Source organism: Halorubrum amylolyticum, assembly GCF_004114995.1.
GTDB classification, from domain to species: Archaea; Halobacteriota; Halobacteria; order Halobacteriales; family Haloferacaceae; genus Halorubrum; species Halorubrum amylolyticum.
The window spans coordinates 25,293-41,988 of the sequence record NZ_SDJP01000001.1 but is presented as its reverse complement, the minus strand read 5'-3'; the positions used below and the strand labels follow the sequence as shown (position 1 = coordinate 41,988).

Genomic DNA, 16,696 nt, shown 5'->3' with positions numbered 1-16,696 from the left:
CGTGACCATGTCCCGGACCGACACCGACCCGACGGCGGACGAGTCGGCCGCCCCGCGGGGACCGCTCGCGTTCGTCAAGCGGCTCCGCGCGCCCGGGTTCGCGGTCGTCGACGCGACCACGCACGAGCCCGTCGGCCGAGTCGGCTCGGGCCGGCAGCCGCACGGGCTGGTCCGGTCGCCCGGCGGCCGATACGGCTACGTCCCCTACATGGGGTCGAACGAGCTCGAAGTCGTCGACCTGCGGCGGCTGACCGTCGCGAACCGCGTCGAGACCGTCGGCACCGCCCCGGTCGGCGCCGCGGCGACCCGCGGCGGCCGCCACCTGTTCGTGAGCACGTACGGGCCGCTGCCGTCCGGGGACGATCCGGGGGTGATCGTCCTGCGGACGGACGGCGAGGAACTCGCGGTCGCGGCCGAACGCCCGGTAGGGAAGGCCGCCGGGATCGCCGCGGACGCGCGCGACGACGTCTGGGTCGTCGCCGCCGACGCCGACGAGGTGGTCCGGATCGACGGGAGCCCCCCGTTCGAGGTCCGCGACCGGTTCTCGGTCGCCGCCGGGCCGCGGGACCTGACGTACTCGCCGGCGTACGGGCTGGTCGGCGTGAACTGCGTCGACGGCGACCGCGTGACCGTCGTCGACGCGCTCGACGGCCGGGTGCTGGGGTCCGTGCCTGCTCCGAATCCCCGCGGGGGGACGGTCGTGCCGGCGAGCGATCGGTGGATCGTCGGCGACACGGAGGGCGACGGCGTCACCGCGATCGACGCGGCCGCGCTTCGCGACGGCGAGACCGGTCCGGCGGCGGTCGACCGCGTGTCGCTCGGGACCCCGACCGCGTTCACCGACGCGACGCCCGACGGGCGGCTCGTCGCCGTCGACGCCTACGCGGACGACCGCGTCGCCTTCCTCGATCCGGACGCGCTGTCGGTCGTCGACCGCGTACCGGTCGGGGAGACGCCGCGCCACCCGCGGTTCGGCGCCGACGGCCGCGTCTGTTACGTCCCCAGCGTCGACGGCGACCGCGTGACCGTCGTCGAGACGGCCGCGGTCGGGACCGACGGCGACCCCGTGGTCGCGACGGTCCCGTTCGAGGAGGGAGTCGCGCCGGCCGGCTGTTTCAGAACGGACAGAGGTGAGCAACGATGACACAACGACACGACGCAGCGATCGACGGCACCGCATCGGCGGCGACGCCGACGATAGTGAAAAACGCCGCGAGCGACCACTTCAGCGTCCTCGACCTGTCGCGGGGCGAGGTGGTCGGCGAGGTCGGCGACGGCCGGTACCCGCACACCGCCGTCTTCGACCGCGACGCCGGCGTGGCGTACCTGCTGTACATCGCCAGCGCCCACCTCGAAGTGGTCGACCTCGACCGGCTGGAGACCCGCCAGCGGATCGACCGCCTCGGGACGATGCCGGTCGGCAGCGCGTTCGCGCCCGACGAGGGGCTGTTCTTCGTCGGCACCGGCGTGAGCCTCCCCGACCGCGACGACCCGGGCGTGCTCGCGTTCGCGGTCGACGGCGAGGGACGCCTCGAACCGGTCGGGAGCCGGGCGCTGTCGCGGTGTGCCGGCATGGGTATCGGTCCGGACGGTCGGCTCTTCGTCGGCCTGAAGGCCGCCGGCGAGGTCGCGGTCCTCACTGTCGACTCGACGCTCGACGTGGCCGCCCGGATTCCGGTCGGCCCGGAGCCGCACGACCTGTACCCGCTGCCGGAGGAGGCGCTGATCGCGGTGAACAACGCCGGGGCGTCCCGCGTGTCGTTCGTCGACCCCGCCGCCGAGACCGTCCGCGCGACCGCGACGACCGGGGAGAACCCGCACGGGCTCGCCGTCGGCGACGGACCGAACGGCCGCTACGCGGTCGTTCCCGCGCGCGACGACGACCGGGTGGCGATCGTCGATCTGGACGCGGTCGCCGCGGGAACCGCCGGCATCGCGGACGCCGCGGGCGAGTCCGACCCGACGACGGGGTCCGACCCGACGGCGCACCTCGTCGACGTCGGGACGCCGACGGGATTCGCGGCGACGATCCCGGACGGGCGCTACGCGCTCGTCGACGCCTACGCGGACGACCGCGTCACCGTCCTCGACCCGGCGGCCGGCGAGGTCGTCGGGCGCGTGACGGTCGGCGGCGAACCGCTCCACCTCGTCTTCGGACCGGACGGCGACCGCTGTTACGTCGGCAACATGGAGCGGCGGGAGGTGGCCGTCCTCGACGCCGCGCCGCTCCGCGAGGGCCGTCCCGAGGACGTTCGCGTCGTCGACCGCATCGGGGGACTCGGCGAGAAGCCGAGCGGCATCTTCCGCCCGGAGGTGGACGCATGATCGACCTGACGCGGCTGATCCGCGGCCTCGACAACCGCCCGGAGGAGATCCGGTACGAGCGGCGGCGGTCGAGCGACGCCGTCGTGCCGCTCGTCGTCTGGAACGTCACCGAGGCGTGCAACCTCGCGTGTCGCCACTGCTACTTCGGCGCGTGCGACGGACGCGACGAGCGAGAGCTGTCGACCGCGGAGGCGAAGGCGTTCATCGACTCGCTGGCGGAGATGGACGTTCCCGTGCTGGTGTTCAGCGGCGGCGAGCCGTTCGTCCGCGAGGATCTGGCGGAGTTGACCGAGCACGCGACCGACCGCGGAATCCGCCCCATCGCGTCGAGCAACGGGACGTTCCTCACGGCGGATCGGGCCGCGGAGCTGGCCGACGCGGGGCTCCGATACGTCGGCGTCTCACTCGACGGCGTCGGGGCGACGAACGACGAGTTCCGCGGCGTCGACGGCGCGTTCGACCGCGCCCTGGAGGGGCTCCGTAACGCCCGCGACGCCGGGATGAGCGTCGGGGTCCGCACGACGATGACGCGCGGGACCGTCGACGACGTGCCGGACGTGATCGACCTGGCGGTCGAGGAAGGGGTCGACCGGATCAACGTGTTCCACCTCATCTACTCCGGCCGCGGCGGCGACATCACGGACGCCGACCTCCCGTTCGACCGGACGCGCGAGGCCGTCGACTACCTCTACGAGCGGACGACGGAGTTCGCGGAGACGCACCCGGACACCCAGGTGCTCACCGCCGGCAACTACGCGGACGCGGTGTATCTCTACCGCCGCATCCGCGAGGAGTCGCCGGAGCGCGCCGAGCGGGCGCGCCGGCTGCTGTTCGACGACGGCCCCGGCCGCGTCGTGAAGAACGGCGACGCCGGCCCGAAGGTGGTCAACGTCGACCACCTCGGGAACGTCCACCCGAGCATGTTCCTCTCGCAGTACACGCTCGGGAACGTCCGGGAGCGGTCGCTCGACGAGATACTGGCCGACAGCGACCTGTGGGACCGGCTCGCCGAGCCGTCCGCACACCTGAAGGGGGCGTGCGGGGAGTGCCCGTGGAAGGAGGTGTGCGGCGGGAACTCCCGCGCCCGGGCCGCGGCGGTCCACGACGACCTGTGGGCCGAGGACCCCCGCTGTTACCTCACCGACGCGGAGCGCCGCGCCGACCTCCCCGACGAGGGGCCGGTCGAAGCGCCGATCACCTCCGACTGACTCCCACCATGCCCGCACTCGAACGCGACGCGAGCGAGGCGGACGCGGAGCCGGCCGGACGCGAGGGGGCCGCCGATCGAACCGCACGCGGCGGGGACGCCGAGCGACGCGCCCGCGCCGAACCGGTCCCCGAGAGCGTGCGGCGGCTCGCGTGCTGTCGGGTCACCGGTTCGGACCGCTCCGCGGCGGCCGTCGGCCGGGCGATCGACGACCCGGTCGCGGCGGCTCGCCGGGTCGCCGATGCGGACCGCGTGACGGAGGCGGTCGCCGTCGAGACGTGCGAACGGGCCGCGGTGTTCGTCGCCACGCGCACCGCCGCGGACCGCGAGAGGGGGATTCGAGCGGCCCGCGAGGCGCTCGGCGTCCCGGACCCGCGCGTGGAGCGCGGCCGGGCCACCGTCGAGCACCTGACGCGGGTCGCGTGCGGGCTGGAGAGCCCGATCCTCGGCGAGGATCACGTGCTCGGACAGCTCCGACGCGCGTTCGAGACCGCCCGGGATGCGGACCTCGCCGGCGGCGTCCTCACCCGCGCGGCCGACGCCGCGCTCGCCGCGGGGCGGTCGGTCCGCGACGAGACGCGGATCAACGAGGGGACCGTCGACTACGGGAGCGCCGCCTGCGACGTCGTCGCCGACCGCTCGGGGGCGCCCGACCGCCTCGTGGTCGTCGGCACCGGCGAGATGAGCGACGAGGCCGTCGCGGCGGCGACGGCCCGCTGGGACCTCCGCGTCGACGCCGTGAGCCGGTCCGCGGAGAGCGACCTGCCCGCCGGCGGCGGCGAGACGCTGTCGCACGACGCCCTCCCGCGGGCCGTCGCCGACGCCGACGCGGTCGTCACCGCCACCGGAGCGAGCGACCCGGTGTTCGGGACCGAGGCGGCCGCGGCCCTCCCGCGGACGGCGACCGTGGTCGATCTGGCGACGCCTCCCGACGTGGCCCCCGCGGTCCGGGAGAACGACCCGCGCGTCGTCGGGCTGGACGCCATCAGCGCCCGGGTCGCCGACGCGCTATCGGTCCGGCGGGCGGCCGCGCCCGCGGTCGAGCGGCGCGTCGCGGCCGCCGTCGAGCGCTTCATCGACCGCGAACTGGAGAACCGCGCGGAGGACACGCTCCGGGCGCTCCACCGCGAGGCGAAGGCCGTTCGGGAGGCGGAGCTCGAACGCGCCCGGAGCCGGCTCGACGCGTCCGACGCCGACGCCGAGACGGTGCTGGAGGACGCGATGGGGTCGCTGACGGCCTCGCTGTTGGCGACCCCGACCGAGCGGCTCAAGGAGGCGGCGCGGGCGGGCGACGACGAGACGATCGCCGCGGCCGGCCGCCTGTTCGACCTCGACGAGACGAACGGTCGTGGCGGGTAGCTCCCAACGTCGGTGCGGGACCACCTCGGCGCGGATGACGTTTCCTGAAGATTTATTCGGGGTGTTGTACTATCCTCTCGCATGGACATTGGTGTGCTAACCGTTCCCTTGGGCGGCGAATCGGTCGACGACGCGGTCGCGTACCTCGACGAAATCGGCGTCGACGCGGTCGAACTGGGTGTCGGCGGGTGGCCCGGCGAGGACCACGTCGACCGCGAGGCGCTCCTCGACGACGACGCGGCGCAGGCGGAGCTCCGGGACCTGCTCGACGACCACGGGCTCCGAATCTCCGCCCTCGCGACGCACAACAACCCCCTCCACCCCGACGAGGAGCGCGCCGCGGCGGCCGACCGGGAGCTCCGGGAGGCGATCGAGCTGGCCGACCGGCTCGACGTGGACACGGTCACCTGCTTCTCCGGGCTCCCCGGCGGCGCGCCGGGCGACTCGACGCCGAACTGGATCACGGCCCCGTGGCCGACCGAACACGCCGACGCGCTCGACTACCAGTGGGACGAGGTCGCGGTCCCGTACTGGCGGGAGCTGGCGGAACACGCCGAGGGCCACGGCGTCGATGTCGCCATCGAGATGCACCCGAACATGCTCGTGTACGAGCCGACCGGAATGCTCGCGCTGCGGGAGGCGACGAACGAGCGGATCGGCGCCAACTTCGACCCCTCGCACCTCTACTGGCAGGGGATCGACGTGACCGAAGCGATCCGCTTCCTCGGTGAGCACGACGCGATTCACCATTTCCACGCGAAGGACACCAAGGTGTACGACGCGAACGCTCGCGTGAAAGGCGTGCTCGACACGACCGGCTACACCGAGGAGTCCGAGCGCTCGTGGCTGTTCCGCTCGATCGGCTACGGCCACGACGAGGGCCACTGGAAGGACGTGGTCTCGACGCTCCGGATGGTCGGCTACGAGGGCGCCCTGTCGATCGAACACGAGGACTCGCTCACCTCCTCGCGGGAGGGGTTAGAGAAGGCGGTCGACGTGCTCGACCGCGCCGTCTTCGAGACCCGCCCGGGCGACGCCTACTGGGCGTGAGGCTCGGACTCGAGGTCGTCGAGGGGCGTCGCGTCGGCGCAAAACCATACCGATCCGGGCAAAAAAACACCCACACTCAATACCCGTTACGGAGTACACCGGGGCATGACGCTCAACATCGGCGTGCTGGGGTATCGATTCATGGGCAGGGCGCACGCGAACGCGCTCGCGCGGCTGCCGATGTTCTTCCCGGACGCGCCCGACATCGAGCGGCACACGCTCGTCGGACGCGACGAGGCGGCGCTCTCGGACGCCGCGGAGCGGTTCGGGTTCTCGCACACCGCGACCGACTGGGAGGACGCCATCGACGAGGTGGACGTCTTCTACAACCTCGGACCGAACCACGTCCACGCGGAGCCGTCGATCGCGGCCCTCGACGCCGGCGTCCCCGTCCTCTGTGAGAAGCCGCTCGCGCCGACCCTCGACGAGGTCGCGGCGATGCGCGACGCCGCGGCCGACGCCGACGTGCCCGCGGGCACCGCGTTCAACTACCGGTTCGTCCCCGCGATCCGGTACGCGAAGGGACTGATCGAGGACGGCGAGCTCGGCGAGATCCGACAGGTCCGCGGGCGGTACCTCCAGGACTGGCTCGTCGACCCCGAGGCGCCGTGGGCGTGGCGGCTGGACGCCGACATGGCGGGCTCCGGCGCGCTTGGCGACCTCGGCGCGCACACGCTCGACCTCGCGGACTTCCTGGTCGGCGACGCTGTCGGCGGGGTCGACCGCGTCTCCGGCCACCTGCAGACGTTCGTCGACGAGCGCCCGGTCTACGACGACGACGGGGCCGTCGAGGAGTATCGGGACGTGACCGTCGACGACGCCTACACCGCGCAGGTCGCCTACGAGTCGGGCGCGATCGGGAACTTCGAGGCGACGCGGTTCGCGGACGGCCACAAGAACGACCACGCGATCGAGGTGCACGGCTCGAAGGGGAGCCTGCAGTTCTCCTTGGAGCGGCTCAACGAGCTGGAGGTGCTCCGTGAGGGCGACCGCGGGTACCAGACCGTCTTGGTCACCGACGAGACCGACCCGTACGTCGACCACTGGTGGCCCCCGGGACATGTGATCGGGTGGGAGCACACGTTCGTTCACGAGAACTTCGAGTTCCTCTCGGCGGTCGCCGAGGGCGGCGAGTTCGAGCCGTCGTTCGAGCAGGGGTACGCGGTTCAGACGCTCCTCGACGCGATCGTCCGCGCCGACGAGCGCGGCGAGTGGGTGTCGGTCGAGTAGCCTCGCGAGCGCTCTTTCAAACTCCGGTCGTGCCGAGCGGGTCCCGACCGGAGCTGCCCTCGATCGCCGAGTCCTCGCCGTCGTAGGTGCCGAGCGTCTCGTGCGTGTCGAAGGCGACTGGCTCCCAGACGACCTCGAAGTTCTCGTTTCCGGTCCCGTTGGGCACGGTCACCCGATCGCCCGGTTGCACGACGCCGTCGCCGGGCCACGCGCCGAACTGCACCGCCTCGTCGGGGTCCTCGCCGCGGACGTACAGCTCCTCGGCCGGGACCGGCTCGGGGCCGACCGCGACGACCACGAGGTCGCTCCCCTCCTTCTCGATCTGGAACTCCGCGTCCGGGGGCGCGACGCCGTCGATCAGCCCGAAGACCGCGGCGCCGACGAGCGCGAGGAGGACCACGACGATGCCGACGAGCATCCCCGAGCCGGCCATCGGCGTGAACCCTCGTTCGTCGTTCCGGAGCGCGCGCATTCGCGTTCCCCTTCGCGAGGGGCGGTATAAGGCTTTGTGCGCCGGCTATCAGCGGAGATAACGGCGGGCGTGGAACGACGAGCCGGACGCGCCCCGGTCCGATCGACCGGCGCGAACCGGAACCCCGTTATTCCGCCCGCCCGAAGGGCGCCCGTGACATCGTGGATCGAGGCTCCGGAGGGCGGACGGGCTCGCGGGGCGCGGGCGCTCGCTCGGGCGTGGGTCGAGGCGCTGATCCGGCCGCGCCGCCTCTTCGCGAACGGCGTGGCGCCCGGCGATCAGGCGCCGGCGCTGACGTTCGCCGTCGCCGTCGCCGCCGCCTACGCGCTCGGCTGGATCGTCTCGGACCCGGGGGTCGTCCCCGGAGTCGTCGCGTCCGTTCCCGTCTCCGCGGCGATCGCCTTCCTCGTGGTGGTCGTGTTGGTCGCGCCGGTGGGGCTCCACCTGACCGCGGCGGTCGCGACGCTGTCGGTGATCCTTGCCAGCGTCGAGTACGACGACGGGATCGCCCTGCGCGACCGGGGCGGCGTCAGCGAGACGGTACAGGTGGTCGCGTACGCCAGTTCGCCGATGGCGATGGCTGGTCCCCCTATCCCGGCGCTGCGGGTCGTCTGCGGCGCCTACGCGGCGGTGCTACTGCTGGCCGGGTTCCGCACCGTCCACGGGACGACCCCGCTCCGGACGCTCGTCGCCGGGCTCCCGCCCGCCCTCCTCGGGTACGGCGTCGGCTACCGCGTCGTCGCCGCGGTCCGGTCCCTGATCGGGTGACGCGCCAGCAACGCCCGCCGTCGGGCGACCGAACGACGGGATCGCTCGGGGCGACTCCGCCCGTCGCGCCGAACGCGGATATCGGGAACACGCCGCGACGGCGCCAGTATCCGGCCGTTCGCTCCCGAGAGGGTTTCGACAACCGTTTTAAGCCCGAGGCTCTCGGTGTACTCAAATGGGATCCTGTATCATCTGTGGCGTCGACGTCGACGGCGGCGGTCGCATCTGCGATCCGCACCAGGAGGATGTCGTGTTCGACTTCCGAGGCGACTCCCCGGATCAGATCGCATCGAATCGCTTCTACCGCGGCGTCGTCGACGGCTACGCCGAGTTCGGCGTGTTCGTCGACCTCGCGTCCGGCGTGACCGGGCTCCTCCACCGGTCGGAGCTCGACCAGCGGCTCGACAGCCTCGACTGGGAGCCGGGCGACGAGGTGTTCGTGCAGGTGAAAGGCGTTCGCGACAACGGGAACATCGACCTCGCGTGGTCGATCCGGCAGGTCGACCGCGAGTTCCGCGGCGTGCTCGTGCAGGACGGTGACACCGAGTACCTCCCCGAGGAGGACGGCGAAGAAGACGACGCGGAGCCGGACGCGGGAACCAACGCGGAGTCGGATTCGCCCGACGTGAGCGGCGACGAGCCGGTCGACTCCGGCGTGAACGACGACGAACACGGCGACGCCGGCGTGAGCGACGACGAACACGGCGACGCCGGCGTGAACGACGACGAACCGGTCGCTGTCGACGAGGCCGCCGAGGTCGCCGAGGTCGACGAAGCCGATCGCGACGAGGCCGCCGAGGCCGACGAAGCCGACGAAGCTGGTAGCGACGAGGCCGCCGAGGTCGACGAAGCCGACGAAGCCGACGAAGCCGATCGCGACGAGGCCGCCGAGGGCGTCACCGAGGAGGACGAGTCCGCCGACGAGACCGCCGAAGACACCGATGAGACCGCCGAGGACGACCTCGACGACGACCGCGAGCGCGTCGGGATCGGCACCCTCGCGGACGCCGTCGGCGACGCGGTGCGGATCGACGGCGAGGTCGTCAGCGTCCGACAGACCGGCGGCCCGACCGTCTTCGAGGTCCGCGACGAGACGGGCGTCGTCGACGTGGCCGCGTTCGTCGAGCCGGGGGTCCGCGCGTACCCGGACGTCGAGGTCGGCGACGCGGTCCGGATCGACGGCGAGGTCGAGAGCCACCGCGGCGACGTGCAGGTCGAGTCCGAGGCGCTCGTCCTCTTAGAGGGCGAGGAGGCCGAGGCCGTCCGCCGCCGGCTCGCCGAGGCGCTCACCGCCGAGGCCCGTCCGGAGGGGCTCCAGCCGCTCGCGGGCGACGAGGTCGTCGCGGAGCTCGCCGACGGGCTCCTCGACGCCGCGGAGGCGATCCGCCGCGCCGTCCTCGAATCGCGCCCGATCGTCGTGCGCCACCCGGCCACCGCCGACGGCTACGTCGCCGGCGCCGCGGTCGAGCGCGCCGTGCTCCCGCTGATCCGCGAGGAGCACGCGAAGAGCGACGCCGAGTACCACTACTTCACCCGCCGGCCGCTCGACGACCCGGTGTACGGGATGGACGCGGCGACGAACGACGCGACCCGCATGCTGCAGGACCGCGACCGCCACGACGAGCAGCTCCCGCTGTTCCTGCTTGTCGGCACCGGCTCCACGGTCGAGTCCGCCGACGGGATCGACCTGCTGTCCGTCTACGGGGTCGACGCGGTCGTCGTCGACGCCGAGGTCGCCGATCCCGAGACGCGCGAGGCCGTCGACACGCTGGTCTCGCCCGAGATCGACGGCGTCGACGCCGACCTCTCGACGGGCGCGCTCGTCGCCTCGCTCGCTTCGGCGGTCAACGACGAAGTCCGCGACGGCCTCCGGCACCTGCCCGCGGTGAGCTACTGGGAGGAGACCCCCGACCGCTACGTCGAACTCGCCCGCAACGGGGGCTACGACGCCGAGCGCGTCGCGGAGCTCCGCGAGGCGGTCGCCCTGGAGGCGTACTACCAGTCGTACCAGGACAAACGCGAGCTCGTCGCCGACCTCCTCTTCGAGGACGGCGGCAACCTCGCGGCCCACGTCTCCGAGCAGTTCCGCGAGAAGCTGGAGACGGAGGTCGAGACTGCGACCGAGAACGTCGTCACCGAGGCGGTCGACGGCGTCGAGTTCGCCGTGCTCGACACCGACGGCTACACCCACCGCTACGACTTCCCGCCGACGCCGCTCCTGCTCGACGACCTCCACCGCCGGAACGCGAACGGCGAGGCGTACGCGACCGTCGGCATCGGCACCGACGAGCTGTACGTTCGGACGACCGCGGACGTGTCGGTCCGCGGCGTGGCCGAGCGCGCGGCCGAGCTGGCGCCCGGGGCCGACGTCGCCACCGCCGGCCTCCGCGAGGGGAAGATCGAGTTCCTCTCCGGCGAGCGCGACGCGGTCGAGGACGCGGTCGTCGCAGCCGTCGCCGAGTCGTTCTAGAGCGACTCGGGCGCAGGATCGGGTGGCACGGTGTCACCGCCGGGTGAACGGCCCCGGCGGGAGGATGAGGTCGTCGAGTTCTGCGAGCTGCTTGACGTTGAACACGACTTTTAGCTCGTCGCTCACCGGGTAGCCGTTACAGGAGAGCCGGAACCCCCGCTCCGCCAGCTCCTCGGGCATGATGTGGTCGGTCGGCTGCGACAGCTCCCCCTCCACGAGGTAGACGGCGCAGTTCGCGCACGCGCCGCCGCGACAGGAGAACGGCCAGCCGAACCCGCGGTTCTCGGCCGCCTCCAGCAGACTCTCGTCGGGCTGGACCAACAGCCGACCGTGTGCCGACCCGTCGAGGTCGGCGTGCGACGCCTTTCGGAACAGGTCGGCGTCGTCGAGCGACCACCCGTAGTCGTCGATCGCCTCGTAATCGAGGAACTCGACGCGGGCCGGCTGCACCGCGTCGGCCTCTCCCTCGTCGTCGGTGAGGTCGATGTCGGCGGGATCGACTCCGTTCTCGGCCGCGCCGTTCCGGTCCCGCTCGTCGAGCTCGCGGTAGGCGCGCCTGACGAGCTGGAACTCCTCGACGGTCCCGCCCCGGTCCGGGTGGGCCTCTTTCACGCGGTCGCGGTAGGCGCGCTCGATGGCCGCCTCGTCGGCGTCCTCGTCGACGTCCAGCACATCGAACGGCGAGACCATTCGGTACCGAAGGTAGTCGGCTCACACACATAAACGCCCCACAAGCCGGCAGGCCGGGGCGTCCCCGGAAGGGGTCAGCCGCCCCCCCAGAGTCGCCGGAGCCCGCCCACCCCCACGAGCCGATCGGTCCCGACCCTGATCACCGCTTCGACCGCCCCCGCCCCGAGCACGACGGCGAACAGCAGCGGCCAGACGGTCAGGTGCGAGGAGAGCGGGTGGAGATGGGTCCCGTACGCCCACTGGTACGCCGTGTTCCCCAGCGCCCAGCCGGTCGCGAGCAGGGGCGCCGCCAGCGACGCGCGGCCGAGCAGGTACAGCGGGACGGCCGCCATCAGCCACAGTCCGAAGACGCCGTAGCCGACGGCGAACGCCGTCGAAATCGGGTCCCCGGCCGCGAAGTACACGCCGTTCGAGAGCATCCACGCGAGGACGGCGACCGCGTAGACGACGCCGCCGGCGGCGGCCACCGCGCGGAGGTCGAGTCGACGGGGGTCGAGCGAGAGGGAGTCGAGCGAGAGGGAGTCGGGTCGGAGGGGAGACATCGATCGGTCGTTCGGCGGTTGCGTCGACTCCCACTTCAATCGTGTCGACCGTTCACGCTCGGAACGCGGCGGTCGCGGCCGGGTCGACCGCCCCGAATCGATCCTTTAAGAGCCGCGGCGGCGAACGATCGGTGATGGGAAACGCGGACCTGCGCGACCTCGCGGCGATCCGCGACGTGGCCTTCGCGGAGATCGAGGGGAGCGTCGTCGCCGTCGACGCGCACAACTGGCTGTACCGGTACCTCACGACGACGGTGAAGTGGACGAGCGACGAGGCGTACACCACCGCCGACGGCGTCGAGGTCGCCAACCTGATCGGCGTCGTGCAGGGGCTCCCGAAGTTCTTCGAACACGACCTGATCCCCGTGATGGTGTTCGACGGGGCCGTGACCGACCTCAAGGCCGACGAGGTCGCCGATCGCCGCGAGAAGCGCGAGAAGGCGGAGGAGCGCCGGGCGGCCGCGGAGGAGCGCGGCGACGCGGTCGAGGCGGCTCGACTGGAGGCCCGAACGCAGCGGCTCACCGACACGATTCAGGAGACGACCCGGGAGCTGCTCCGCCTGCTCGACGTGCCGATCGTCGAGGCGCCGGCGGAGGGGGAAGCGCAGTGCGCGCACATGGCGGCGACGGGGACCGTCGACCACGCCGGCAGCGAGGACTACGACACGCTGCTGTTCGGCGCGTCGACGACCCTCCGCCAGCTCACGAGCAAGGGCGACCCGGAGCTGATGGATCTGGCGGCGACGCTCGACGACCTCGGCTTCGACCGGCAGGCGCTCGTCGACGCCGCGATGCTCTGCGGCACCGACTTCAACGAGGGGGTCCGCGGGATCGGGCCGAAGACGGCGGTGACGGCGGTGCGCGAGCACGGCAACCTGTGGGGCGTCCTCGACGCGCAAGGCGCCGAGATCCCGAACGCGGCCGAGATCCGAGAGCTGTTCATGAACCCCCCGGCGATCGACGCCGACGTGGACGCGACGGTGAACCCCGACGTGGACGCTGCCCGCGAGTACGTCGTCGACGAGTGGGGCGTCGCCGCCGCCGAGGTCGAGCGAGGGTTCGAGCGCATCGAGGAGTCGCAGGTCCAGACCGGGCTCGACCGGTGGACCTGACGCGGGAGGACCGCCGCGAACACACCTTTTATTTCCTCGTCGTCAGAAGGGTGACGCACACGTGTCGCGGACCGCGTTTCGACGCCGGACCTCGCTCGGGACGGCCCGACGGGCGGGACCCGGCGCCGGCGGCGCGGGAGGCGGACCGCGGCGACCCTGACCAATGAGCTTCGAAGTACCCGACGACAGGCGGTATCTGGAATCGCACGAGTGGGCGACGACCGGCGGCGACGCCGTTCGGATCGGCGTCTCCGACTTCGCGCAGGACGAGCTCGGCGACGTGGTGTTCGTCGAGCTGCCCGAGGTCGGCGACGAGATCGCCGCCGGCGAGGCGTTCGGCGTCGTCGAGTCGATCAAGGCCGTCTCGGACCTGTACCCGCCGGTCTCCGGCGAGGTCGTCGCCGTCAACGAGGCGCTGTTCGACCGCCCGGAGCTCGTCAACGAGGACCCGTACGGGGACGGGTGGATGCTCGAAGTCGACCCCGTCGAGGGCGGCGACGCAGAGGGGCTGCTCGACGCCGACGAGTACGACGACCAGATCGCTTGACTGCGCCGGTAGCAACCGCGCGAGATCAACCGTGCGACCAGACAGCGGACACACGACCATGATCACGTCACCCTTCGACTCCACGCCACCCTTCGACGGACGACCCGGTACCGGACGACAGAGCGACGGCGGACGCGCGGGAGCGCTCCGATGAGCGGGGCCGGCGACACCAGTGGTACGCCGTACGCCCCCCACACCGACGCCGAGACCGCGGCGATGCTTTCGGCGATCGGCGCCGACGACGAGGAGGCGCTGTTCGACATCCCCGACGCCGTCGCGTTCGACGGCGAGTTCGGGATCGAGCCGCGCTCGGAGCGGGAGATCCGCGCGGAGTGCTCGCGGATCTTCGCGCGCAACGACGACCTGACCGAATTCCTCGGCCGGGGTCATTACGGCCACTACGTGCCGAGCGTCGTCGACCACCTCGCCGACCGCGCGGAATTCCTCACGAGCTACACCCAGTACCAGCCGGAGGTGTCGCAGGGGTTCCTGCAGGCGCTGTTCGAGTACCAGTCGATGCTCGTGGAGCTGACTGGGCTCCCGGTCGCGAACTGCTCGATGTACGACGCGGCGACCGCGCTCGGCGAGGCGGCGACGCTCGCCGACCGGGTCCGGTCGACCTCGGGCGACACCGTTCTCGTCCCCGAGCACCTCCGCGAGGGGAAGCGCGACGTGCTTTCGAACTACTGTGCGGGCGCCGACCTGACCGTCGAGTCGTACCCGATGGCCGACGGCAACGCCGACGTCGACGCCCTCGCCGACCGCGCCGGCGACGACGCGGTCATGGTGTACGCCGAGAACCCGACCGTCCGCGGCTGCATCGAGGAGCGGCTCGCCGCGATCGGCGACCTCGCGGACGACGCCGACGCGCTGTTCGCGCTCGGTTCCGACCCGATCTCGCTGTCGGTGCTCGAAGAGCCCGCGAGCGTCGACGCCGACGTGGTCGTGGGCGAGGCGGGCGCGCTCGGGCTCCCCACCGCGTACGGGATGGGGCTCGGCCTCTTCGCCTGCCGCGAGGAGTTCCTCCGACAGGTGCCGGGACGGCTCGTCGGCGCCGCCGAGGACGCTGCGGGCGACCGCGCGTTCACGCTCACGCTCCAGACGCGCGAACAGCACATCCGGAAGGAGCGGGCGACCTCGAACATCTGCACGAACCAGGCGTGGGTCGCGCTTCGCGCTGCGATCCACGCGGCGACGCTCGGCCCCGACGGCCTCGTCGACCTCGCGAACGACTGCGTCCGCGAGGCGGCCGCGCTCGCCGACCGGATCGACGAGCTGAAGGGGGCGACCGCGCCGGTCCACGACCGCCACCACCTCCGCGAGTTCGCCGTGAGCGTCGACCAGCCCGCGGCGGCCATCGTCGAGGACCTGGAGGCCGAGGGGTTCGCGGTCCACGCGATCGGCGAACACCTGCTGCAGGTGTGCGTCACCGACCTGAACGCGGGGCGGACCGACGGGCTCGTCGCCGCCTTCGAGGAGGTGATCTGAGTGATCCACGACCAGGCCGATTACGCCCGCGAGGGCGAGGACGTTCACGAACCGCTGCTCTCGGAGAAGGACGAGACGACCGTCGACGTGCGCGAGGCGTCGCCGCTGCCCGACGACCTGACGCGCGACGAACTCACGCTGCCGGCGCCCTCGGAGCCGGAGATAGCCCGCCACTACACCCGGCTCTCGCAGATGAACTGGGCGATCGACTCGGGGCCGTACCCGCTCGGGAGCTGCACGATGAAGTACAACCCGAAATTCACCGAGGACGTGGCCGCGGACCCGAACGCGGCGATCCACCCGGACCGCTCGGCGCGGGCCGCGCAGGGGAACCTCGAACTCCGGTACCGCCTGCAGGAGTACCTCGGCGAGATCGGCGGGATGGACGCGGTCACGCTCCAGCCGCCCGCGGGCGCGGCCGGCGAGTTCACCGGTATCGCGGTCGCGAAGGCGTACCACGAGCACCACGGCAACGACCGGTCCGAGGTCGTGATCCCCGCCTCCGCGCACGGAACCAACTTCGCGACCGCCGCGATGGCGGGCTACGACGTGGTCGAGCTGCCGTCCGGTGAGGACGGGCGGGTCGACGTGGAGGCGCTGGAGGCCGCCGTCGGCGACGACACCGCCGCCCTGATGTTGACCAACCCGAACACGGTCGGGCTCTTCGAGCGCGACATCACCGAGATAGCCGAGATCGTCCACGACGCCGGCGGGTTGCTCTACTACGACGGCGCGAACCTCAACGCCCTGCTCGGCCGCGGCCGCCCCGGCGACATGGGGTTCGACGTGATGCACTACAACGTCCACAAGACGTTCGCAACCCCGCACGGCGGCGGCGGGCCGGGCGCCGGTCCGGTCGGCGTCGTCGACGAGCTCGCCGAGTTCCTTCCTGCCCCGCGGGTCCGCGAGCGGGAGGGCGGAAGCGGCTACGAGCCCTTCGAGCCCGCCGAGACGATCGGGAAGGTCCACGGCTTCGGCGGCAACTGGCTCGTCCTCGTCAAGACGTACGCGTACATCGCCCGCCTCGGCGACGAGGGGCTCGCCGACGCGGCAGCGAAGGCGGTGCTCAACGCGAACTACCTCGCCGAGCGGCTCGACCTCGACGTGCCGTACGGCCCCTTCCACCACGAGTTCGCGGCGACAGCGGGCGACCGCGACGCCGCCGACGTGGCGAAGCGCATGCTCGACTTCGGCGTCCACCCGCCGACGACGAAGTGGCCGGAGATGGTCCCCGAGGCGATGCTAACGGAGCCGACCGAGATCGAGGGCCGGTCGTCGCTCGACGACCTCGCGGAGGCCTTTAACCTCGCGTACGCCGACACGGACGAGGCGCTCGACGCGGCCCCGAATCGCACGGCCGCGAGCCGGATCGATCAGGTCGCCGCCGCGCGGAATCCCCGGCTCTCGTGGCAGGCGCTGGACGGGGAGTAGCGGTC

Annotated in this window: 15 protein-coding genes; 12 read left to right on the top strand and 3 right to left on the bottom strand. The window is 72.3% G+C overall.

Annotated features, from left to right (window positions below; genetic code table 11):
- Positions 1-7 precede the first annotated feature (7 nt).
- The 6 genes from ESO89_RS00220 (at position 8) to ESO89_RS00195 (ending at position 7,171) form a co-directional block, all read left to right on the top strand.
- Positions 8-1,144 carry a beta-propeller fold lactonase family protein gene (locus ESO89_RS00220; protein ID WP_128903683.1) on the top strand — a complete coding sequence of 379 codons (1,137 nt, stop codon included), beginning with the start codon at positions 8-10 and terminating at the stop codon, positions 1,142-1,144.
- Positions 1,141-2,325, top strand: a complete 1,185-nt coding sequence (locus ESO89_RS00215; protein ID WP_128903682.1) for a YncE family protein — start codon at positions 1,141-1,143, stop codon at positions 2,323-2,325. The genes ESO89_RS00220 and ESO89_RS00215 overlap by 4 nt, the downstream gene beginning before the upstream one ends.
- The gene (locus ESO89_RS00210) at positions 2,322-3,533 is read left to right on the top strand and encodes a radical SAM/SPASM domain-containing protein (protein WP_128903681.1); all 1,212 of its coding nucleotides are present in this window, start codon (positions 2,322-2,324) and stop codon (positions 3,531-3,533) included. The genes ESO89_RS00215 and ESO89_RS00210 overlap by 4 nt, the downstream gene beginning before the upstream one ends.
- 8 nt (positions 3,534-3,541) lie before the next feature.
- Entirely contained in the window at positions 3,542-4,891 is a 1,350-nt protein-coding gene (locus ESO89_RS00205) for a glutamyl-tRNA reductase (protein ID WP_128903680.1), read from the top strand.
- Positions 4,892-4,972: 81 nt separating this feature from the next.
- Positions 4,973-5,941 carry a sugar phosphate isomerase/epimerase family protein gene (locus ESO89_RS00200; RefSeq protein WP_128903679.1) on the top strand — a complete coding sequence of 323 codons (969 nt, stop codon included), beginning with the start codon at positions 4,973-4,975 and terminating at the stop codon, positions 5,939-5,941.
- A gap of 105 nt (positions 5,942-6,046) precedes the next feature.
- Positions 6,047-7,171, top strand: coding sequence for a Gfo/Idh/MocA family protein (locus tag ESO89_RS00195; RefSeq protein ID WP_128903678.1), 1,125 nt, complete (start codon positions 6,047-6,049; stop codon positions 7,169-7,171).
- A gap of 16 nt (positions 7,172-7,187) precedes the next feature.
- On the opposite strand, the gene ESO89_RS00190 is transcribed toward ESO89_RS00195, so the two are convergent.
- Positions 7,188-7,643: a type IV pilin gene (locus ESO89_RS00190; protein ID WP_128903677.1), complete on the bottom strand. Its 456-nt coding sequence runs from the start codon at positions 7,641-7,643 to the stop codon at positions 7,188-7,190.
- Positions 7,644-7,796: 153 nt separating this feature from the next.
- On the opposite strand from ESO89_RS00190, the gene ESO89_RS00185 reads away from it, so the two are divergent.
- Both ESO89_RS00185 and ESO89_RS00180 read left to right on the top strand, forming a co-directional pair.
- Complete coding sequence (locus ESO89_RS00185; RefSeq protein WP_128903676.1) at positions 7,797-8,411, top strand: YIP1 family protein; 615 nt, start codon at positions 7,797-7,799, stop codon at positions 8,409-8,411.
- Positions 8,412-8,586: 175 nt separating this feature from the next.
- A complete protein-coding gene (locus ESO89_RS00180; protein ID WP_128903675.1) occupies positions 8,587-10,881 on the top strand; it encodes a DHH family phosphoesterase in 2,295 nt (764 codons plus the stop codon).
- 33 nt (positions 10,882-10,914) lie between these two features.
- Here ESO89_RS00180 and fer read toward each other — a convergent pair whose 3' ends face one another.
- Both fer and ESO89_RS00170 read right to left on the bottom strand, forming a co-directional pair.
- The gene (gene fer, locus ESO89_RS00175) at positions 10,915-11,571 is read right to left on the bottom strand and encodes a ferredoxin Fer (protein WP_128903674.1); all 657 of its coding nucleotides are present in this window, start codon (positions 11,569-11,571) and stop codon (positions 10,915-10,917) included.
- Positions 11,572-11,645: 74 nt separating this feature from the next.
- Positions 11,646-12,113, bottom strand: a complete 468-nt coding sequence (locus ESO89_RS00170; protein WP_241686079.1) for a hypothetical protein — start codon at positions 12,111-12,113, stop codon at positions 11,646-11,648.
- A gap of 134 nt (positions 12,114-12,247) precedes the next feature.
- Here ESO89_RS00170 and fen point away from each other — a divergent pair, with 134 nt between their 5' ends.
- The 4 genes from fen to gcvPB all read left to right on the top strand — a co-directional run bounded on the left by fen (position 12,248) and on the right by gcvPB (position 16,691).
- Positions 12,248-13,225, top strand: a complete 978-nt coding sequence (fen, locus tag ESO89_RS00165) for a flap endonuclease-1 (protein WP_128903673.1) — start codon at positions 12,248-12,250, stop codon at positions 13,223-13,225.
- Positions 13,226-13,388: 163 nt separating this feature from the next.
- On the top strand, positions 13,389-13,772 hold the full coding sequence (gcvH, locus tag ESO89_RS00160; RefSeq protein ID WP_128903672.1) for a glycine cleavage system protein GcvH: 384 nt from the start codon (positions 13,389-13,391) through the stop codon (positions 13,770-13,772).
- Positions 13,773-13,922: 150 nt separating this feature from the next.
- Positions 13,923-15,260, top strand: a complete 1,338-nt coding sequence (gene gcvPA, locus ESO89_RS00155) for an aminomethyl-transferring glycine dehydrogenase subunit GcvPA (RefSeq protein ID WP_128903671.1) — start codon at positions 13,923-13,925, stop codon at positions 15,258-15,260.
- Positions 15,261-16,691: an aminomethyl-transferring glycine dehydrogenase subunit GcvPB gene (gene gcvPB, locus ESO89_RS00150; protein WP_128903670.1), complete on the top strand. Its 1,431-nt coding sequence runs from the start codon at positions 15,261-15,263 to the stop codon at positions 16,689-16,691.
- Positions 16,692-16,696 lie beyond the last annotated feature (5 nt).